The organism is Bradyrhizobium iriomotense (assembly GCF_018129405.1).
In the GTDB taxonomy this organism is placed as follows: domain Bacteria; phylum Pseudomonadota; class Alphaproteobacteria; order Rhizobiales; family Xanthobacteraceae; genus Bradyrhizobium; species Bradyrhizobium iriomotense_B.
In genome coordinates this window covers 48,350-69,133 of sequence record NZ_JAFCLP010000030.1, presented here as the reverse complement: position 1 = coordinate 69,133, position 20,784 = coordinate 48,350, and the positions used below count along the sequence as shown (strand labels likewise).

19 protein-coding genes are annotated in these 20,784 nt (G+C 65.0%); 8 read left to right on the top strand and 11 right to left on the bottom strand.

Translation table 11 applies throughout. The features are described 5' to 3' along the window. Window positions 1–231: 231 nt before the first annotated feature. Window positions 232–1,197 carry an NAD(P)H-dependent flavin oxidoreductase gene (locus JQ592_RS35860; RefSeq protein WP_211407419.1) on the bottom strand — a complete coding sequence of 322 codons (966 nt, stop codon included), beginning with the start codon at window positions 1,195–1,197 and terminating at the stop codon, window positions 232–234. A gap of 108 nt (window positions 1,198–1,305) precedes the next feature. On the opposite strand from JQ592_RS35860, the gene JQ592_RS35855 reads away from it, so the two are divergent. Next, window positions 1,306–2,868, top strand: a complete 1,563-nt coding sequence (locus JQ592_RS35855) for an AMP-binding protein (RefSeq protein ID WP_211407418.1) — start codon at window positions 1,306–1,308, stop codon at window positions 2,866–2,868. Window positions 2,869–3,232: 364 nt separating this feature from the next. On the opposite strand, the gene JQ592_RS35850 is transcribed toward JQ592_RS35855, so the two are convergent. The 7 genes from JQ592_RS35850 to JQ592_RS35820 all read right to left on the bottom strand — a co-directional run bounded on the left by JQ592_RS35850 (window position 3,233) and on the right by JQ592_RS35820 (window position 9,154). Then, window positions 3,233–4,012: a thioesterase family protein gene (locus tag JQ592_RS35850; protein ID WP_211407417.1), complete on the bottom strand. Its 780-nt coding sequence runs from the start codon at window positions 4,010–4,012 to the stop codon at window positions 3,233–3,235. 207 nt (window positions 4,013–4,219) lie between these two features. Continuing rightward, window positions 4,220–5,188: an NAD(P)H-dependent flavin oxidoreductase gene (locus JQ592_RS35845; protein WP_211407416.1), complete on the bottom strand. Its 969-nt coding sequence runs from the start codon at window positions 5,186–5,188 to the stop codon at window positions 4,220–4,222. Window positions 5,189–5,481: 293 nt separating this feature from the next. After that, window positions 5,482–6,882, bottom strand: coding sequence for an aspartate ammonia-lyase (locus JQ592_RS35840; protein ID WP_211407415.1), 1,401 nt, complete (start codon window positions 6,880–6,882; stop codon window positions 5,482–5,484). A gap of 36 nt (window positions 6,883–6,918) precedes the next feature. After that, a complete protein-coding gene (locus JQ592_RS35835; RefSeq protein ID WP_211407414.1) occupies window positions 6,919–7,458 on the bottom strand; it encodes a hypothetical protein in 540 nt (179 codons plus the stop codon). Window positions 7,459–7,612: 154 nt separating this feature from the next. Continuing rightward, complete coding sequence (locus tag JQ592_RS35830) at window positions 7,613–8,215, bottom strand: YqaA family protein (protein WP_211407413.1); 603 nt, start codon at window positions 8,213–8,215, stop codon at window positions 7,613–7,615. Between the two features lie 35 nt (window positions 8,216–8,250). Then, complete coding sequence (gene hisE, locus JQ592_RS35825) at window positions 8,251–8,655, bottom strand: phosphoribosyl-ATP diphosphatase (protein WP_211407412.1); 405 nt, start codon at window positions 8,653–8,655, stop codon at window positions 8,251–8,253. 130 nt (window positions 8,656–8,785) lie between these two features. Further along, entirely contained in the window at window positions 8,786–9,154 is a 369-nt protein-coding gene (locus tag JQ592_RS35820; RefSeq protein WP_211407411.1) for a hypothetical protein, read from the bottom strand. A 226-nt stretch (window positions 9,155–9,380) separates the two neighbouring features. Between JQ592_RS35820 and JQ592_RS35815 the strand changes: the two genes are divergently transcribed. From JQ592_RS35815 to JQ592_RS35790, 6 genes are all read left to right on the top strand, one after another. After that, entirely contained in the window at window positions 9,381–10,430 is a 1,050-nt protein-coding gene (locus JQ592_RS35815; protein WP_211407410.1) for an ABC transporter substrate-binding protein, read from the top strand. A gap of 84 nt (window positions 10,431–10,514) precedes the next feature. Further along, a complete protein-coding gene (locus tag JQ592_RS35810; protein WP_211407409.1) occupies window positions 10,515–12,311 on the top strand; it encodes a glucan ABC transporter ATP-binding protein/ permease in 1,797 nt (598 codons plus the stop codon). Window positions 12,312–12,501: 190 nt separating this feature from the next. Then, entirely contained in the window at window positions 12,502–13,971 is a 1,470-nt protein-coding gene (locus tag JQ592_RS35805; protein WP_211407408.1) for a D-alanyl-D-alanine carboxypeptidase family protein, read from the top strand. Between the two features lie 190 nt (window positions 13,972–14,161). Continuing rightward, the gene (locus JQ592_RS35800; protein WP_211407407.1) at window positions 14,162–15,847 is read left to right on the top strand and encodes a long-chain fatty acid--CoA ligase; all 1,686 of its coding nucleotides are present in this window, start codon (window positions 14,162–14,164) and stop codon (window positions 15,845–15,847) included. A 16-nt stretch (window positions 15,848–15,863) separates the two neighbouring features. Then, complete coding sequence (locus tag JQ592_RS35795) at window positions 15,864–16,418, top strand: DUF924 family protein (protein ID WP_211407406.1); 555 nt, start codon at window positions 15,864–15,866, stop codon at window positions 16,416–16,418. A 108-nt stretch (window positions 16,419–16,526) separates the two neighbouring features. Further along, window positions 16,527–17,012 carry a peroxiredoxin gene (locus JQ592_RS35790; protein ID WP_183245844.1) on the top strand — a complete coding sequence of 162 codons (486 nt, stop codon included), beginning with the start codon at window positions 16,527–16,529 and terminating at the stop codon, window positions 17,010–17,012. 321 nt (window positions 17,013–17,333) lie between these two features. Here JQ592_RS35790 and rnhA read toward each other — a convergent pair whose 3' ends face one another. Genes rnhA through ispH form a run of 3 tightly spaced genes read right to left on the bottom strand, consistent with a single transcriptional unit; the run spans window position 17,334 to window position 19,753 of the window. Further along, window positions 17,334–17,798 (bottom strand): ribonuclease HI, encoded by a 465-nt coding sequence (gene rnhA / locus JQ592_RS35785; protein WP_211407405.1) that lies wholly within the window; start codon window positions 17,796–17,798, stop codon window positions 17,334–17,336. Beyond that, window positions 17,795–18,778 carry a homoserine kinase gene (locus tag JQ592_RS35780; RefSeq protein ID WP_211407404.1) on the bottom strand — a complete coding sequence of 328 codons (984 nt, stop codon included), beginning with the start codon at window positions 18,776–18,778 and terminating at the stop codon, window positions 17,795–17,797. Before JQ592_RS35780 ends, rnhA begins: the two co-directional genes overlap by 4 nt. A 6-nt stretch (window positions 18,779–18,784) precedes the next feature. Then, window positions 18,785–19,753 (bottom strand): 4-hydroxy-3-methylbut-2-enyl diphosphate reductase, encoded by a 969-nt coding sequence (gene ispH, locus JQ592_RS35775; protein ID WP_211407403.1) that lies wholly within the window; start codon window positions 19,751–19,753, stop codon window positions 18,785–18,787. Between the two features lie 254 nt (window positions 19,754–20,007). Here ispH and JQ592_RS35770 point away from each other — a divergent pair, with 254 nt between their 5' ends. After that, on the top strand, window positions 20,008–20,703 hold the full coding sequence (locus tag JQ592_RS35770; protein ID WP_211407402.1) for a DUF1013 domain-containing protein: 696 nt from the start codon (window positions 20,008–20,010) through the stop codon (window positions 20,701–20,703). Window positions 20,704–20,784 lie beyond the last annotated feature (81 nt).

Here is a 20,784-nt window from a genome sequence, read left to right as displayed (position 1 = left end):
TCCGGCCTCTCGACGGGAGTCCAGAAAGTGTCCACGATGTCTCCGAACACCCGTCCACCATCTCCCCGGTCTGAACATTCTTACGGGGAGAGGGTCGGGGTGAGGGGCTGTCTCCGCAATCACGGCAGCAGCTGCCCTCGCGGAGGCTCCCCCTCACCCGCCGCGCTCTGGCGCGCAATTGCGCTGCCGAGCGCGTCGGCCTCTCCCCTCACGCGGGGAGAGACGAACAGCCTACCGCCCACCAGCCTCGCGGTATTCCGCGATCGTCCGCGCGACGAGATCATCGACCGCTAGCACGTCGGTGACGCCCGACGTCGAGTGCCCGCCGCTCCAGATGTCACGCCAGCGTTTGGGCCGGTTCTCGCGCGCGGTGACGTCGATATCCTCTGCGATGTCGATCGCGCCGCGTGCCGGCAGGTCGTCGGGATCGAGACCCGCAGCGACGATCGACGGCTTCAGCATGCTGGTCGGAAGGCCCGTGATCGCGGTGGTGAGCAGGATATCGTCCGCACTGCTCTCGACCAGCATCCGCTTGTGACGGTCATCCGCCATGCTCTCGCGCGTGGCGATGAACTTCGTGCCCATATAGCCGAGATCGCAGCCGAGCACCTCGGCGGCATGCAGCGCGCGCCCGTCGCTGATGCCGCCCGCGAGCACGATGATGCCGTCGTAGAATGCGCGCACCGCGCGGACGAAGGCGAACGGATTGAGCCAGCCGGTCTGCCCGCCCGCGCCTGCGGTGAGGAGGACTAGCCCATCGGCGCCCGCTTCCGCTGCGCGTTCGGCATGACGGATCGAGGCAACGTCCGCGAACACCAGCGCGCCGGCGTCGTGCAGCGGCCTCAAGACTGGCGCCGGCGAGCCGACCGAGGTGATGACGATCTCAGGCTTGTGCCGCAGCAGCACCGCGAGATCCTGCTCGAGCCGCGCATTGGAGCGGTGCACGATCAGGTTCGGGCAGAGCGGCGCTGCCTTGCGCTCGGTCTGATCTTCGTGCTGTCGCAACCGCACTTCGATCTCAGTGAGCCATGCGTCAAGCTGTTCCGTGCTGCGGCAATTTGCAGTCGGGAAGCTGCCGATCACACCGCTCTGGCAGGCCGCGACCATGAGTTCGACGCCCGACACCAGAAACATCGGCGCGGCGATCAGCGGCAGGGCGAGACGATCGGCGAAACGTTGCAGTTGATCGGATCTCACACGTGCCTCCCTCGCGCGGGCTTTGTCGTTTCCTCCCGCATTCCCTGTGCTAGCGTTACGGCAAACATTGGCACGCCAGACGCCGATGACAAAGCAACGAGGAAACATATGTCCGATCCGCTCCACGCATCGTCCCCGACTTGCGCGCAGACGCTACGGGCACTGTCGCGCTATCCCGGCCGCACCGCTTTTGCCTGGCCCGGCGGATCGCTGAGCTACCAGGGCACGATCGACCTGATCGGGCGCATCCAGGGCGTGTTCATGCGGCTTGGATTGCAACCCGGCGCGCGCGTCGCTTTCCTCACCGCGAACCGCGCCGACACCTGGTGCGCCGGCGTCGCCGCGCAATTGTCGCGGCTCTGCGTCACCTGGCTGCATCCCTTGGGATCGCGAGGAGACCAGCTGTTCCAGCTGGAGGATTCCGAGGCCGAGGTCCTCGTGGTCGATGCGGCCGCCTTCCGCGATCGCGGCGGCGAGCTCGCCGCGAGCGCGGGCCGGCTCAAGGCGGTCTTCACCATGGGACCGGCCGACTATGGCATCGACCTGCTGCAGGCGATCGAGATCGAAGGCCATTTCAGTGCACGATGCCTCGCCGGCCCTGACGACCTCTCCACGCTGAACTACACCGGCGGTACGACCGGTAAATCCAAGGGCGCATTGCGCTACCACCGCGAAAATGCCGGGGGCGCCGCCGCGATCCTCGCCGACTTCGAAATCCCGGAGGGGGCGCGCTATCTCGCGGTCGCGCCGATCAGCCATGTCGCCGGCACGAAGGTGCTGCCGACCCTGATGCGTGGCGGCACCGTGCACATGCTCAAAGGTTTCGATCCCGAGGCCGTGCTGGCGACGATCGTGCGCGAGCGCATCAATTTCACGCTGTTCGTGCCGACCATGATCTATGTGCTGCTCGACCATCCGGCGCTGGGCAGGACCGATTTGTCCTCGCTCGAGCTCGTACTTTACGGCGCCTCCGCGATGTCGCCGAGCCGGCTGATCGAAGGCATCGAACGCATCGGGCCGGTATTCTCACAGCTCTACGGCCAGACCGAATGCTATCCGATCTCGGTGCTGCGCAAAAAAGATCACGATCCCAGAACGCCGGAGCTGTTCCTGTCCTGCGGCTTTCCGATCGCAGCCTGCGAGGTCAAGCTGCTCGACGACAACGACCAGGAGGTGACGACGGGCGAGGCCGGCGAGATCTGCGTGCGTGCCCCGCATGCGATGGCGGAGTACTGGAAGCGCCCCGACATCACCGCCGAGACGCTGAAGAACGGCTGGGTCCACACTGGCGACATCGCGCGCAAGGACGAGCGCGGCTACATGTTCATCCTTGACCGCAAGAAGGACATGATCGTCTCCGGCGGCTTCAACATCTTCCCGCGCGAGGTCGAGGACGTGCTGTCGCAGCATGCGGACGTGGCGATGGTCGCGGTTGTCGGTATCCCCGACGAGAAATGGGGCGAAGCCGTTACCGCCATCGTCGTGCCGCGTGAAGGCGCAAGGCCCGATCCGGACGAGCTGATCAACCTCGTGAAAACGCGAAAAGGCTCGGCGCATGCGCCGAAGCAGATCCAGTTCGTCAAACAGCTGCCGATGACCGGCGTCGGCAAGGTCGACAAAAAGGTACTGCGTGCGGGCTTCTGGAGCGGGCGGGACCGGATGGTGGGGTAAATACCCCGGGATTTTACGGTGTCGTTGTGGCCCAGGCACCACAACGCGCAACGGAGTACGCATCCGCGATGGCCGCCCGATTGCGGGCGAATCAGGGAATCAACTAGACCGCTGATGGGGCTGGGAAGCGGAGTATCAAATGAGAGTCGCTTCCTTGGAAAGTGCGTTGGCTGCGGTCACGTTGATCACGGCTATTGTTGTCGTGCTGTGGGAGATCAAGATCTTCTACGGCATATGAACTGGCAGGACGCTGGCGTCGAACGAGAGGCCTCCGGACAAGAAGAGGTTCGCGACCAGGGCATCCCTTCCGCGGCGGCGGAAGCTGCCATTCAATTGGCTCCCGGCCTGAGCACGGCGAAAGCCGTCACGCTCCCCGCTTCTCGATCACCAGACTCTGCACGGCGCGGCCGAAATAGCCCTGTCGGTCGGCAAGCCGTGACATCGCAAGGCCCGCGCCGTCAGGGCCGATCCAGGCGTCGCCGTCGAGGAGGATCCATTCGCCGACCGGCCGGCGCGCAAAGCTCACGGTGAGATCGGCGTTGATGTAGGTCCAGGCGCGGAAGTCGAGCGTCGAGGCGGTGCCGTTGGAGAAGTCGGCGGCGACCACGGCGCGCATGGCCTGCGAGATAGCTTCGCCCTCGATCAGCGGGTGGTCGACGCGAAACCAGATCGCGCCGGCACCTGCCTGGCCGAAGCGACCGCGCGCGGCGCGCATCGAGACCGATCGCACGAACGGACTGGTAGCCGCGTGACCGTCCTCCACCAACGAGTCCTCCGGAGACGGCAGCGTGACCGGTAGCGCCTCGACATCGTCGGGCAACGGCTGCGCCTGGCGCCTGATCTTGAGCACGGTGGCGCCGACCACCTGCACGCCGTCGGCGATCAGCCTGATCTCGCAAAGCTGGATCTTGCGGCCCTCGCGCAGCACTTCGGTCGCAATCGTGAGCGGCGCCACCGGGACCGGCCGCATCAAATCGATCGTGACCCGCGCGATGTCCATCGCAACAGGCGTCGGGATGCGCTCAGCCGCCCATGTCACCAGCGATGCCGGCGCCGAGCCGTGCTGCATGCGCCGGTCCCAGGGACCGGCAGCATCCGGGCTGGTGACAACGCTGTTGCCGTCGACGCGGTAGATGGGGGGCATCGTTTCTCCGTGGGGCACGGTCGGAGTTCAGCAAAAGGTGTCGTCCCGGCGAAGGCCGGGACCCATAACCACAGGGAGAAGTCGTAGCGCGAGATCGGTGACCACGAGTCGTCGCCAAACCACTCCCTGTGGCTATGGGTCCCGGATCTGCGCGCACTTGAGGCGCGCTTGTCCGGGAGGACGGTTGAGAGATGCGCAACGGCAGCACTACAACGGCGGATCGATCGCTTCGTCGTATTCCTTCTTGAAGCGCGCGATCAGCTCGGCGGCGGGGATGATGCCCTCGATGCTGCCGATGCCCTGGCCCGAGCCCCAGATCTCCTTCCACGCCTTCGGCTTGGCGCGCTCGCCGGAGGCGTCGGTGCCGAAATTCATCTTGGACGGATCGGACGTCGGCAGATTCTCCGGATCCATGCCGGCGGCGAGGATCGAGGGTTTTAGATAGTTGCCGTGCACGCCGGTGAAGAGGTTGGAATAGACGATGTCGTCGGCGCTCGAGCCCGCGATCATCTCCTTGTACTTCTCGACCGCATTGGCCTCCTTGGTCGCGATGAAGGCCGAGCCGATATAGGCGAAGTCCGCCCCTAAGATGCGCGCGGCGCGGATCGCCTTGCCGTTGCCGATGGCGCCCGACAGCGCGATCGGGCCGTCGAACCACTTTCGCGTCTCTGCAACGAAAGCCAGCGGCGAGATGGTGCCGGCATGACCGCCGGCGCCGGCCGCGACCAGGATCAGGCCGTCGGCGCCCTTCTCGATCGCCTTGTGAGCGAATTTCTGGTTGATCACGTCGTGGAAGACGATGCCGCCCCAGCCGTGCACGGCCTGGTTCAGCTCCTCGCGCGCCCCGAGCGAGGAGATGATCATCGGCACCTTGTACTTGGCGCAGAGCTGCATGTCGTGATCGAGCCGGTTGTTCGACTTGTGCACGATCTGGTTGACCGCGAACGGCGCCGACGGCTTGTCGGGATGCGCGCGGTCATACGCCGCGAGCTCTTCGGTGATCCGCGCCAGCCATTCGTCGAGCAGCTCCGGCGGCCGCGCGTTCAGCGCCGGGAACGAGCCGACCACACCCGCCTTGCACTGCGCGATCACGAGATCGGGCACCGAGATGATGAAGAGCGGCGAGCCGATCACGGGGATCGACAGGCGCCCCTTGAACAAGGCGGGCATAGACATTGCGGAACGATCCTCTTCTGGCGGTCAAATCGAAGCTGGGAGCCATACCAACAAGGCAATCTTTCCACTGTCAAGTATTGCGTTTTGGCGCCGCAGCGGATGCCGTTACCGCAATTCCAAGCAGCGGAATTCTTCCCCATCGGCCTCCTCCGTCATTGCGAGCGAAGCGAAGCAATCCAGACTGTCTCCGCGGAAAAATTCTGGATTGCTTCGTCGCATCAGCGCAAAATTGCTACGCAATTTTGTCGCGAGCTCCTCGCAATGACGAGGTGAGAGCAGCGGGCGAGCAACAGCTACCCCATCAAATCCGGGTTGATCAGCCGCTCGAACGAGAACATCTCGTCCCATTTCTCCTGCGTCAGCAGCTTGCGCTCGACCACGACGATCTGGTGCAGCGACTTGCCGCTCTTATAGCCCTCGCGCGCGATCTCGGCGCATTGCTTGTAGCCGAGCAGCGGCTTCAGCACGGTGACGATGCCGAGCGAATTCAGCACCATGTTGCGGGTATGGTCCTCGTTGGCGGTGATGCCGACGACGCAGTTCTCGCGCAGGCTGTTGACCGCGCGCTCCATGGTGCGGATCGAGAAGAACAGCGCGAACGAGATCACCGGCTCCATCACGTTGAGCTGAAGCTGGCCGGCGCTTGCCGCCAGCGTCACCGTGGTGTCGAGGCCGATGACGAGAAAGCTGGTCTGGTTGACGACTTCAGGAATGACCGGATTGACCTTGCCCGGCATGATCGAGGAGCCCGGCTGAAGCTGCGGCAGGTTGATCTCGTTGAAGCCGGCGCGCGGGCCGGAGGCGAGCAGGCGGATGTCGTTGCAGATCTTCGTCAGCTTGCTCGCCGTACGCTTGAGCACGCCGGAGAGCTGCACATAGGCGCCGGTGTCCGAGGTCGCCTCGACGAGGTCGCCCGCGAGAATGAAGTCGATGCCGGTCAGCGCGCTCAGGTGTCGGACCGCAAGTTTTGGATAGCCGACCGCCGCGGTCACGGAGGTGCCGATCGCAGTGGCGCCGAGATTGATCTCGCGCAGCAGCGACCGAGCTTCCGAGATACGATCGACCTCCTCGCCGATCGTGGTGCCCCAGCCGCGGAATTCGGCCCCTAACGACATCGGCACCGCGTCCTGCAGGTGCGTGCGGCCCATCTTCAGCACGCGGTCGAACTCGCGGCCCTTGGCGAAGAAGGCTTCCTGGAGCTGCCGCAGCGCCGTCATGTAGCTCTCGAGCCGCAGGATCAGCGCGAGGCGGAAGGCGGTCGGATAGGTGTCGTTGGTCGACTGGCCGTAATTGACGTGATCGTTGGGGCTGACATGCTGATAGTCGCCCTTGGCAAAGCCGAGCGATTCCAGCGCGAGGTTGGCGATCACCTCGTTGGCGTTCATGTTGGTCGAGGTGCCGGCGCCGCCCTGGATGAAGTCGGTGACGAACTGGTCCATCATGTCGCCGGCGATGACGCGGTCGCAGCCCAGGATGATCGCATCCGCGACTCTGGCGTCGATCGCGCCGAGGTCGCGGTTGGCCATCGCCGCGGCCTTCTTCACGTAACCGAGCGCCTTCACGAAGTAAGGCTCCTGGTTCATGGGAATGCCGGTGATGTGGAAGTTCTCCTTCCCGCGGATGGTCTGGACGCCGTAGTAGATGTCGTCGGCGATCTCACGCTGTCCGAGGAAATCCTGCTCCGTACGACTCATGGGCACTCCTTGTTGCATGCGCGCGAGGTCCTCACGTCAGTTCTGGCACAGCGCGCTGGTCACGAAAGTATCGGTGCGGCAGTCGTCCGCTTTGCGTTGCCTGCCCGGGATGAGAACCTTGGCCGAGCATTTCTCGGCGGAGTCGGCGTTGAGGCTCTTGCCTTCCTTGTAACCCTTGCCCTGGCAGAGCTGGTCGGCGGCCTGCTTGCAGTCGGGGGCGCCGTTCGACGAGACCGGGCAGACCACGCGCCCCGACACCATGGTCGAGGGCTTGGTCAGCCGCGACAGGTCGTTCATGGTCTCGCTCGGGCTTTTAATCGGCGGCAGGATCGAGGGCAGCTTGTCGAACAGCTTGCCCATTTCGTTGATCAGCCCGGGATTTTCATCGCTCGCCGGCGAGGCCGATGAAGCGGGCGTCGACGGCGGCGGCGCGGCCTGCGGCCCCTGCTCCTGGAGGCCGAGCGACGGCGGCCGAGATTGCGGCCATCCCGCCCCGCCGGCACCGAACAGGATCAGCACCACTGCTGATATCAGCGTCCCGAGCCGCGCGGCCGGATTGCCGGATCGAACCATCATGGCGGCAATCGTAGCCGAAGCCGGCGCAGCGGCAAAGCGCGGCGGCGGTCTATTGGTTGAGCATGATCTCCGCGCAAACGCGTTCCGCGTTTGTCGCGAGGGAAAACCGCTTCGCACTTTGCGCTAACGCGGCCCTCCGGGTCCGGATCATGCTCTAGATCAGCTTGACCGCCACGACGAAGCCCAGCACCAGCACGGCAGCGCCGAGCGCCACCCACAGGCCGAGCCGCTCCTCGAGCTTGTGCCGGATCCAGTCGCCATAGCGGTTGAGCAGGATCGCGACGATGAAGAAGCGTCCGCCGCGCGCGACGATCGAGCACAGGGTGAAGAGGAGGAGATTATAGCCGGCAAAGCCCGAGGTGATGGTGACGAGCTTGTAGGGGATCGGCGTCAGCCCCTTGAGCAGGATGATCACCGCGCCCCACTCGGCATAGGAGGCACGGAAGGCTTCGACCTTGTCGCCGAGGCCGTAGACCTGGATCAGCCAGTGACCGACCGAGTCGAACAGCAGCGCGCCGATGGCATAGCCGAGGAGGCCGCCGAGCACCGATGTGATCGTGCAGACCGTGGCATAGACCCAGGCGCGCTGCGGGCGCGCCAGCGACATCGGGATCAGCATCACATCGGGCGGGACCGGAAAGAAGGAGCTTTCGGCGAAAGACACCGCTCCCATGATCCAGAGCGCGTAGGGCTTGTGGGCGGCGTCGATACACCAGTCGTAGATACGTTTCAGCATGGCGCCGCGATGAAGCACCATGGGACGGATTTGTCCATCGCGAGTTTTGTGAAGCTTTAATGCCGCTTACGCGCGGAACGGCTCTCGAGCGCGACAATTGGCCGCCTGGCGGCCATGCGCGGTGACGAAACTTTGGGCAGCTTCACTGCCGACTTTGGCAGCTTCTCGGCGATGCCGAGCATGTCTTCCCGCCGCGTCATTTCGCGCCAGACGTCCTCGGGGCGCACGCCGGCCGAGGCCCAGAGCACAGTCAGATTGTAGAGCAGGTCGGCGCTTTCCCGGATCACGGCCTCGCTGTCGCCATTGACGGCATCGATGACGACCTCAATGGCCTCTTCAGCCAGTTTCTTCGCCATTTTGGAGGGGCCGCGCTGAAACAGCCGGGCGGTACGCGATGTTGCCGGATCAAGATCCTTGGCCGCGAGCACAGCCAGATATAGCCGCTCAAGCGAATCACTCATGGTACTCAAAACTACTCTAAACTAATGGCGAGCGCGTTAACGCCCGGCAGCAAAAGCAAAAAACAGGCCGGCGCGACAAGCGCGACAGCCTGTTTTGGTCAACTTTCGGTAGCCAAGGGGGCCGGCAAGCCTAGTAGCAGTTCGTGAAGTAGCCTTGGCCGCAGAGCTCCGAGGGCGCGGTGCCGCCGTAGCGCTGATACTGGTAGTTCGGGCCCGGGCCGTAATAGGGGCCGTAGGCCGGGGCACTGTAGTAGACGGGACCGCCGTAATAGCCGTAGCCCGGACCGTAGTCATAGGCGTACGCGTCGCGGGTTGCAGCGATGGCGAGACCGGTGCCGATGGCTGCGAAAGCCGCGGCGGCCGCAGCACCGCCGCCACCGCGATGCCAGTGGCGGCCGCCTGCGTAAGAGGCCGTCGGAGCGACCGCGGTCAGCGCCAGCACCGCAGCCGTCGCGAGGACGGCTTTACGGCCGATAAGGCTCGAAAATCTGTCAAACATGTCCTGGACCCTCCTTGGGACCTTGAATGGTGCCTGCAGACAGGCTCATGTCTTTCAAACACCCGCCTCCCATGTTGGGTTCCCCAACCCCAACACAAGCTGAACGGGGTTGCGTGATCGTGACGCAACCGCCGCTCATCCGCCGTTCATGTTGCCACGCGCACGGTCGTCGCCGGCCGGCGCTGCGAGCGTCACAAACCACAACAATGCGGGACCGGCGCAACTGATGTCAGGATTCAAGACGATCGCCTTTCGCGGCCTGCTGGCCCTTGCTATCTCGCTCGCCGCGTTGACGGCACGCGATGCCGCAGCGGCCGAGAGTGCCGCCCCCTCCACGGCGATCCACTTCACCTTCGACCGTCCCATCGATGCCGGCATGGCGCCGTTCTTCCTTGCCGCGAAGGACGGCAAGTTCGGCGCCGAGCATCTCAACGTGTCCTTCAACACCGCGCCCGGATCGCCGGAGGCGCTCACGCGCGTCGCCAAGGGCGACAGCGAGCTCGCATTGGTCGACATCAACGAGCTGATCCGTTTTCGCGACAAGGAGGATGCGGCGCCGATCAAGGCGGTGTTCGTGCTGTTCAACCGCGCACCTTACGCGATCGTCGCGCGCAGGAGCCGCGGCATCCACCTCCTGCCCGATCTCGACGGCAAGACCGTCGGCGTCGCCGACGGTGACCTCTCGATGCGGTTGTGGCCGGCGCTGGTGCAGCAGAACAACATCAATGCCTCGCGCGTGAAATTCCACAAGATCAGTGCCGCGGTGCGCGAGCCGATCCTGTCCGCGGGACAGGTCGATGCCGTCGCCGGCTTCAGCCATCTCTCGGCGGTGAACCTGCGCGACCGCGGCGTGCCCGGCGGCGATCTCGTCGTGCTGCGCTATGCCGACTATGGTTGCGAAGCCTATGGCTTTGCCGTGGTGGCCAATCCCGCCTTCGCCGCGGCGAAGCCGGACGCCGTGAAGGGTTTCGTCCGCGCCCTGATCGGCGGCATCAACGCAACGGTCAAGGAGCCGGCGCGTGCGGCGGACGAGGCCGCAAGCCGCATCGACGATGGCGACCGCGAGCTCGAGCTGGAACGCCTGCGCACCGTGCTCGTCGACAACATCCTGACCGACGAGGTCAGGCGCAACGGCCTCGGCGGCATCGACCCGGCGCGCCTGGAGCGCTCAATCGACCAGATCGCCCAGGACTTCAAATTCCGCAAACGGCCGGCGGCGGGCGACATCTTCGATGACCGGTTCCTGCCGCCGGTCGAGAGCCGGCTCATCAATTGAGCAAAACCGATAGCTTCTGCTGTATCTCGCGAGCGATCCCGGCTTAGAATACGAGCCCATCAGCTGCCCGAGTTGCCAGTCCGCATGTCCATGCTCCGTCTCTATTCCCGCGTTCTCGAGCTGCTCGGCAAGGAGGCGCGGCTAGGCTGGCTGCTGGCGGTCGCCAACCTCCTGCTCGCAGCCTCGCAATTCGCCGAGCCCGTGCTGTTCGGCCGGATCGTCGACGTGCTCTCAGGCAAGACGGTCGCGGGATCGAACTCGGCGTGGCCGTTCCTGGCGGCCTGGGTGGCGTTCGGGCTGTTCACCATCGCCTGCAGCGCGCTGGTCGCCCTGCAGGCCGACCGGCTCTCGCACCGCCAGCGCCAGGCGGTGCTGACGGACTATTTCGAGCACATCCTGCAGCTGCCGCTGACCTTCCACTCCGGCACCCATTCGGGCCGGCTGATGAAGGTGATGCTCAACGGCACCGATGCGCTGTGGCGGCTGTGGCTCGGATTCTTCCGCGAGCACTTCGCCGCGATCCTCTCGGTCGTGGTGCTGCTGCCGCTGTCGCTGTACCTGAACTGGCGGCTCGCGATCCTGCTGTTCGTGCTCTGTGTCGTCTTCACCGCGCTGACCACCTTCGTGGTGCGCAAGACCTTCGGCATGCAGATGGAGGTCGAGGAGCACTATAGCGAGCTCTCCGCGCGCGCCTCGGACGCGCTCGGCAATGTCGCGCTGGTGCAGAGTTTCGTCCGCGTCGAATCCGAGGTGAAGGGGCTGCGCTCCGTCGCCGACGACCTGCTGGCCGCACAGATGCCGGTGCTGTCCTGGTGGGCGCTCGTCACCGTGATCACGCGGGCCTCGACCACCATCACGGTGCTCGCGATCTTCACCCTCGGCATCGCGCTGCACGACCAGGGGCTGACCTCGGTCGGCGAGATCGTGATGTTCGTGAGCTTTGCGACGATGCTGATCCAGAAGCTCGAGCAGGTCGTGAGCTTCATCAACAACGTGTTCATGGAAGCGCCGCGCCTGCGCGAATTCTTTGGCGTGCTCGATGCCGTGCCGGCCGTCCACGACCGTCCCGACGCGATCGATGCGGGGCGGCTCTCCGGCCTCGTCGAGTTCCACGACGTCACTTTCTCCTATGACGGCAAGCGGCCGGCGATCGAGGACCTCACCTTCACCGCGCTGCCCGGCGAAACGATCGCGCTGGTCGGCCCGACCGGCGCCGGCAAATCCACCGCGATTGCGCTCCTGCATCGCGCCTTCGATCCGCAATCCGGGTTCATCAGGATCGACGGCATGGACGTGCGCGGCGTGACGCTGACCTCGCTGCGGCGGAACATCGGCGTCGTGTTCCAGGAAGCGCTGCTGTTCAACCGCTCGATCGAGGAGAACTTGCGCGTCGGCAAGCCGGATGCGACCGAAGCCGAGATGCGCAAGGCGGCCGAGCGCGCACAGGCACTCGACTTCATCGAGCGCAGCGGCGGCTTCGCGACCAATGCCGGCGAGCGCGGCCGCATGCTCTCCGGCGGCGAGCGGCAGCGCCTTTCGATCGCCCGCGCCCTGCTGAAGGACCCGCCGATCCTGATCCTCGACGAGGCTACCTCCGCGCTGGACGCCGTTACCGAGGTCAAGGTGAACGCCGCTCTCGACGAAGTGATGAAGGGCCGCACCACCTTCGTGATCGCCCATCGTCTCTCCACCATCCGCAACGCCACGCGGATCCTGGTGTTCGAGAATGGACGCGTGATCGAAACCGGAACTTTCGATGAACTCGTGGCCAAAGGCGGACATTTTGCCGAGATGGCCAAGGCCCAGTTCATGGTCCAGGAGAACGCACGGGCCAGCGTGACGGCCGCCGAGGCTGCCGCGACAGCGGCCAAATCCCCCTAGCAAGTCCCGAGAGGACCGTCGAAATTCGGCCTACTTCGTTGCGGAATACCCGCCCGAAGCCCCTATTCTCGACGCACGAGCCGGTATAGGTTTGCGACGCCGCAAGCGGCGGCGCCGGATTTCAGAACCCGAAACTCAGATCACGAGAACCGCCCGTATCAGGCGGATCTCCAAGGACCGGAATCGGATAGTGCACGCCCTTCGCCCGCTGCTTCGCAAATCCCTGTTCAACCTGTTCGCTGCGGCCTTCGCATGCACCGTGCTGCTCGCGCCGCGCGCGGCGAGCGCCGAGGCGCTGCTGCTGATCGAAGCGGACAGCGGCAACGTGCTACAGGCTGATAACGCGACCATTCCCTGGTATCCGGCCTCCGTCACCAAGATCATGACAGCCTATGTGACGCTGAAGGCGGTGAAGGACGGCAGGCTCACGCTCGACACGCTGCTTACGGTGTCGCCGACCGCCGCCTCGCAGTCGCCCTCGAAGATGGGGTTCCGTCCGGGAACGCAGCTCACCGTCGACAACGCGCTGAAGATGATGATGGTGAAGTCGGCGAACGACATGGCCGTGGTGCTCGCCGAGGGCGTCGGCGGTTCGATCGACGGCTTCTCCGCGATGATGAACGATACCGCGCAGAAGCTCGGCATGACGCAGACGAGCTACGTCAATCCGAACGGCCTGCCCGCCGACGGACAGATCACCTCGGCCCGCGACCTCGGCATTCTCGCTCGCTCGTTCCTGCGCGACCTGCCCGAATACGAATACTTCGTGCACATCCCGGCGATCCGCTTCGGCAAGCGCGTCACCGGCAATTTCAACAAGCTGATCGGCCGCTATCCCGGCGCCGACGGTTTCAAGACCGGCTTCATCTGCGCTTCCGGCTACAATCTCGTGGCGTCGGCGACGCGCAACGGCCGCCGGTTGATCGCGGTGGTGCTGGGTGCGAACTCCGGCACCGCGCGCGCGGTGAAGGCGGCGCAGTTGCTCGAGCGCGGCTTCAGCCAGGACGGCCTCACCTGGCTCCGCCCCTCGCTCGGCACAGTCGACAAGCTGGTGCCGGTCGATGCCTCGCCGCCGAACCTCCGTGACGAGATGTGCGGCGGCCATCGCAAGCGGCCCGCCAGTGACGACGACGACGCGCTGATCGCAGCCAATGGCGGCACATCAGGATCGGCGTCCGCAACCGGAGGCGAAGCCCAGGTGACCTTCTTCACCGCCGGCCTCCAGCCGCCCCTGATGAAGGCCTCCGAGCTGATGGCCTCGGCGCCGGCGGCAACCGAGCCCGTGCTGGTCTATACCGGCCCGACCCGCACCGGCACTGCCCTGATCGCGGCAGTCGCGGCCGATGCCGACCAGCAGGCGACGCCAAAGCCGCGTGGCAAGAAGTCGCGCGTCGCCAAGAAGCCAGATGCGGCCGACAAGCCCGCCGATAAGCCGAAGGACGCGAAGACCGCAGCGGCAAAGCCGGTTGCCAAGCCGGCTGACGCCAAGAACGACGCCAAGAGCGACGCCAAGACCGCAGCCAAGCCGGCTGGGACCAAGCATGCCGCGGCCAAGCCCGATGCGGCGGCAAAGCCCGCGGCGAGCGGCGACCAGGCCGCGAAGCCCGCCAAGCCCAAGGCCGCGACCAAGCCTCCCGCCAAGCCGGCCAACAACAGTTAACGCCCTTCGGAATTAAACCGCCGCCCGCGCTTCGCACCTGCGGCAACGCGGTTTCCGACGATTCCAGTAGCCACTCTCCGACCTTTGCCCTAAGCCACGACGGCTTGCCACCCGTTCCGGCAGGCTCGATACTGGCGGCAACGAGGCAAGCCCGAGACACAACGGGCTCTGGACAATGAGGGGAGTTTCCATGGAGCGCATCTGGCTCAAGCAATATCCGCCCGGCGTGCCCGCCGACATCGAGCCGACGCAATACGCATCGCTGGTCGACCTGCTGGAGGAGAGCTTCACCAAGTTCGCCGACCGCAAGGCGTTCATCTGCATGGACAAGTCGATCAGCTATCGCGACCTCGATCAGATGTCGGTCGCGCTTGCCGCATACTTGCAAGGCCGCGGGCTGCAGCGCGGCGCCCGCGTCGCGATCATGATGCCGAACGTGCTGCAATATCCGGTGGCGACCGCCGCGGTGCTGCGCGCAGGCTTTGCCGTCGTCAACGTCAACCCGCTCTACACACCGCGCGAACTCGAGCATCAGCTCAAGGATTCCGGCGCCGAAGCCATCATCGTGCTGGAGAACTTCGCCCACACGGTCGAGCAGGTGATCGCCAGGACGGGCGTGAAGCACGTCATCGTCGCCAGCATGGGTGACCTGCTCGGCTTCAAGGGCGTGATCGTCAATCTCGTCGTCCGCCGCGTCAAGAAGATGGTGCCGGCCTGGTCGCTGCCGGGCGCGGTGTCGTTCAACGACGCGCTGTCGTCCGGCCGCTCTCTGACCTTCAACAAGCCAAAACTGTCGCCGGGCGACGTCGCCTTCCTGCAATATACCGGCGGCACCACCGGCGTCTCCAAAGGCGCGACCCTGCTCCATCGCAACATCGTTGCCAACGTGCTGCAGAACGACGCCTGGCTCCAGCCGGCGCTGGCGCAGCCGCCGCATGTCGAGCAGTTGATGATCGTCTGTGCGCTGCCGCTCTACCACATCTTCGCGCTCACGGCCTGCTACCTGCTTGCGGTGCGAGCCGGCGGCTGCAATCTCTTGATCCCCAATCCGCGCGACATCGCCGGCTTCGTCAAGGAGCTTGCAAAATACCAGGTCAACAGCTTCCCGGCCGTCAATACGCTTTACAACGGCCTGATGCACCATCCCGACTTCAAGAAGCTCGACTTCTCCAAGCTGAAGATCTCCAACGGCGGCGGCATGGCGGTGCAGCGCCCGGTGGCCGAGCAGTGGAAGGCGGTGACCGGCTGCTTCATCGCCGAGGGCTACGGCCTGTCCGAGACCTCGCCGACGCTGACCTGCAACCCCGCGACCACGACCGAGTTCTCGGGATCGATCGGCATCCCCGTGCCCTCGACTTACATCTCGATCCGCGACGATGACGGCAACGAAGTGCCGCTCGGCCAGCCGGGCGAGATCTGCGCCAAGGGCCCGCAGGTGATGTCGGGTTACTGGAACAGGCCGGAGGAGACCGCCAAGGTGATGACCGCGGACGGCTATTTCCGCACCGGCGACATCGGCGTGATGGACGAGAAGGGCTACACCAAGATCGTCGACCGCAAGAAGGACATGATCCTGGTGTCCGGCTTCAACGTCTATCCCAACGAGATCGAGGAAGTGATCGCGAGCCACCCTGGCGTGCTCGAATGCGCCGTGATCGGCGTCCCCGATTCCAAGTCGGGCGAGGCGGTGAAGGCCTTCGTGGTGAAGAAGGACCCGAACCTCACCGCGGAAGCCGTGATCAAGTTCTGTCACGAGCAGCTCACCGGCTACAAGGTGCCCAAGCAGATCGAATTCCGCACCGACCTGCCGAAGACCAATGTCGGCAAGATTTTGCGCCGGCAGCTTCGCGACGAGAAGAAGGCGGAGGCGGCGTAACGCGCGCCTCCGGTTCATGACTGACGCCCGCGACATCACGCCGGCAGGCGTTCTCGCCTTCTGGCGAGAGGCCGGCCACGAACGCTGGTACGAGCCCAGCGACGCCTTCGACCTGGAGGTCAGGCGTCGCTTTCTCCCGTTGTGGCAAAAGGCGGCCGCCGGCGAGCTGGCGTCATGGGAGGCAAGCGACGACGGCGCGCTCGCGCTCGTCATCGTGCTCGACCAGTTTCCCCGCAACATGTTTCGCGGCACGCCCGAAGCCTTCGCCAGCGACGCCATGGCGCGCGAGGTCGTCCGCCGCGCCATCGAGCGGGGCGTCGATCGCAGGATCGACCCCATCCTGCTCGAATTCCTCTATTTGCCCTTCATGCATTCCGAGCACCTGCCCGACCAGTTGCACTGCATCGCGCTGTTTGCGAACACCGACAATACCGAGAACCAGAAATACGCCCGGGAGCACGCCGACATCATCCAGCGGTTCGGCCGCTTCCCCCACCGCAACCGCATCCTCGGCCGCGACACCACCGAGGAAGAGCAGGCCTTCCTCGACGGCGGCGGCTTTTCCGGCTGATGACATCACGGTGAAGGGCCACGGCCTGCGCCGCTTTCCCCGCCGGCAATATTGTGCAGGCCCGCCGCCCGGTCTAAAAAGCGGGACCGATTTTCAGGGAGACTGACGATGGCGATCCAGACTGGCGACAAGCTGCCCGAGGCGAAATTCCGCGTGATGACGGCGGAAGGCCCGCAGGTGAAGACCACCGACGATATCTTCAAGGGCAAGAAGGTGGCGCTGTTCGCCGTGCCCGGCGCCTACACCGGCACCTGCCACAAGATGCATCTGCCGAGCATCTTCCTCAACGCCTACGCCATCAAGGACAAGGGGGTCGATACCATCGCCATCGTCTCCGTCAACGACGCCTTCGTCATGAATGCCTGGAAGCGCGACACCGACCAGCGCGACGAAGCGGTCTTCCTCGCCGACGGCAATGCCGACTTCACCAAGGCGATCGGCATGGAGCTCGATGCCTCCGCCAACGGCCTCGGCATCCGCTCCAAGCGCTATTCGATGCTGGTCGAGGATGGCGTGGTCAAGAAGCTGAACCTCGAGGCGATGCCCGGCAAGGTCGAGGTCTCCGGCGGCGATACGCTGCTCGGGCAGCTCTGAGCCACGGCGGAGGTGCCGTAGGGTGGGCAAAGGCGCGTCAGCGCCGTGCCCACCATCTTTCCCAGATTGAAAAAAGCCGTGGGCACGCTTCGCTTTGCCCACCCTAAGAGACTGTCTGTAAGGCGGCCACCAATCTCAGCCACACACTCGGTGTCGTCCCGGCGAAGGCCGGGACCCATACGCCGGGTAGGAGTTGTGGTGCGATATGGTCATGACCAATCTTCGCCAAATTCAATCTGGTGGTTGTGGATCCCGGCCTTCGCCGGGATGACGGTGGAGATTGGGGCACGAGACGAAGGCACAAGCGAAATGCGCTGCCCCCTACTCCGCCACCCGCTGCTGCAACCGCGCCTTCGCGATCCCGTCGCGCGCGAGCTGATCGGCGCGCTCGTTCTCGGGGTGGCCGGCATGGCCCTTGACCCAGTGCCAGCGGACCTCGTGCTGCTTCAAGGCGGCGTCGAGGCGCTGCCATAGCTCGACATTCTTCACCGGCTTCTTGTCGGCGGTGCGCCAGCCGTTGCGCTTCCAGCCGAAGATCCAGCCGGTGATGCCCTGCCGGACATACTGGCTGTCGGTGTAGAGATCGACCGTGCAGGGCTTCTTCAGCGCCTCGAGCGCGGAGATCGCCGCCATCAATTCCATCTGGTTGTTCGTGGTGTGCGGCTGGCCGCCGTTCAGCTCCTTCTCCTTGTCGCCGAACTTCAGGATCGCGCCCCAGCCGCCGGGCCCGGGATTTCCCGAGCACGCCCCGTCGGTATAGATGGTGACATTGGGAAGCTCGCTCACGCCACCAGCCCCGACGGCATCAGCCCGTAGTCGCGCACGCTCGTCACGCTCTGATGGAAGCGCAGCTTGCGGACATATTCCAGCGGATCCTTCGGCTTGACCAGCGCGCCGGGCGGCACGTTGAGCCAGTCCACCAGCCGCGTCAGCAGGAAGCGGATCGCGGCGCCGCGCCCCAGCAGCGGCAGCGCGGCCTCTTCTGCCTCTGTGAGCTTGCGCACGCGGCCATAGGCATTGAGGAAAGCGCGCGCCTTGGTGACGTTGAAGGAGTGATCCGGCTCGAAGCACCAGGCGTTGAGGCAGATCGCGACGTCATAGGCCAGCATGTCGTTGCAGGCGAAGGTGAAGTCGATGATGCCGGACAGCTTGTCGCCGAGGAAGAAGACGTTGTCGTTGAAGAGGTCGGCGTGGATCACGCCCTCGGGCAGGTTGGTCGGCCAGATCCCGCTCGCGAGATGATCGAGCTCGGCGGCGAGAAACGCACGCAGACCGGGCTGCACCTCGTCGGCACGGCTTGATGCCGCATCGAACAGCGGCCGCCAGCCCGACACCGACAGCGCATTGGCGCGCCGAACCGCGAAATTGGCGCCGGCCAGATGCATCTTGGCGAGCCCCTCGCCGACACCGGCGCAATGGGTCGCATTCGGCTTGCGCGGCCAGACGCCTTCGAGAAAGGTGATGATCGCGGCGGGGCGGCCGGACAGCTCGCGCAAAGCTTCGCCGTCTCGTCCCTTCACCGGCAGCGGGCAATTGACGCCGTGCTCGGCCAGATGCGTCATCAGCGCGAGGAAGAACGGCAGGTCGTTCTTCGCCACGCGCTTCTCGTAGAGCGTGAGGATGAACGACCCCTGGCTGGTGTGCAGCAGGAAGTTGGAATTCTCGACGCCCTCGGCGATGCCTTTGTAGGAGAGCAATTCGCCGAGATCGTATTGCTTCAGGAAATCCGCAAGCTCGTCGGCGGCGACGTCGGTGTAGACCGCCATAAAGGTCTACTCGGCGGCAGCTTCGGGGCGCACTTGACGCGGCAGCGGGAAGAACTCGTTCTCCTCCGCGGCCGAGACCGTCTCCACGTGCAGCGTGTAGCGCTCGGCGAAAGCGTCCATGATCTCCTCGACGATCACTTCCGGCGCGGAGGCGCCCGCGGTGATGCCGAGGCTCGTGATGTTGCCGAACTTGGTCCAGTCGATATCGGCGGCGCGCTGCGCCAACACCGCAATCTTGCAGCCCTCGCGCTCGGCGACCTCGCGCAGGCGCTGCGAGTTCGACGAATTGGGGGCACCGACAACGATGAGCGCGTCCACCACCGGCGCCACCTTCTTCACCGCGAGCTGGCGGTTGGTGGTGGCGTAGCAGATGTCTTCCTTGTGCGGACCGTTGATGTTCGGGAAGCGCTCCTTGAGCAACGCCACGATCTCCGCGGTGTCGTCGATCGACAGCGTGGTCTGGGTCACGAAGGCGAGGTTATCAGGATCCTTCGGATTGATGGTCTTGGCGTCCTCGGCGGTTTCGATCAGGGTCACGGCGCCGGGCGGAAGCTGGCCGAGCGTGCCGACCACTTCTGGATGATGGGAATGGCCGATCAGGAAGATCTCGCGGCCGCGCTTGAAGTGGATCGCGGCCTCGCGGTGCACCTTGGTCACCAGCGGGCAGGTCGCATCCAGCGAGAACAGATTGCGGGACTGGGCGTCGGCCGGAACCGATTTCGGCACGCCATGGGCCGAGAACACCACCGGCGCGGTGGCATTTTCCGGGATTTCGGCCAGTTCCTCGACGAAGATGGCACCCTTCTTCTTCAACCCGTCGACGACGTACTTGTTGTGCACAATCTCATGGCGAACATAGACGGGAGCGCCGTACTTATCGAGCGCCCGTTCCACGGTGTCGATCGCCCGGACCACCCCGGCACAGAAGCCGCGGGGAGAACAAAGCACGATCTTGAGGTCTGGTTTGGCTGACATTGAGCGATCTCGGGACCGAATCACCTGGCCAAATGGGGCGGGAAGCGGTCGGATGGATGAATAGGGCTTAGGTACGGGCTTACGGGACTGCAGAGGGAATTGGGCCCCCTTTCGGGCGCTGTCAAGGCACTATCTATAGCAGAACCATTGCGTGGCTAGCCCCTCCGGGCTTATATAGCGCGAATTCCCTGTCATCGCTGATGACCACCGGTTTCGCCTCCAGAGGGGTGGGCGAAGCACAAAGGAGATTTGCCATGAGCAACGCACCTCTGATGCCCAAGGCGACCGCCGTCTGGCTGCTCGACAACACCGCGCTGACCTTCGACCAGGTCGCCGATTTCACCAAGATGCACCCCCTCGAGGTGCGCGCCATCGCCGACGGCGACGCCGCCCAGGGCATCAAGGGCATGGACCCCCTCTCCAACGGCCAGCTGACCCGCGAGGAGATCGAGAAGGGCGAGAAGAACCCGGACTACCGGCTCCGCCTGCAGGAGAGCAAGGTGGTGCTGCCACCGCAGCCCAAGCGCAAGGGCCCGCGCTACACCCCGGTCTCGCGCCGCCATGAGCGCCCGAGCGCCATTCTCTGGCTGCTGCGCAACCATGCCGAGCTGAAGGACGCCCAGATCATGCGCCTCGTCGGCACCACCAAGAGCACCATCGCCAGCGTGCGCGACCGGACCCACTGGAACACCTCGTCGCTGACCCCGATCGACCCGGTGACGCTCGGCCTCTGCTCGCAGATCGAGCTCGATTTCGAGGTCCAGCGCGCGGCCAAGGAGAAGCCGATCGACGCGGCCTATGGCGGCGCCACACTGCTGCCGGCCTCCGAGACCACCAAGAAGGACGAGTACGAGCCGGCCGAGCGATCGAGCGACGACCTCAACGTCGACGCCGTGTTCGCCAAGCTGAAGACGCTCGGCGGCAAGAAGCAGGACGACGAGGAGGAGTAGGGCTCCACTCTTCGTTCGCGATCAAATGCAAACGCGGCGGGAAAACCCGCCGCGTTTTTGTTTTTGCGCGTCCACCGTCGT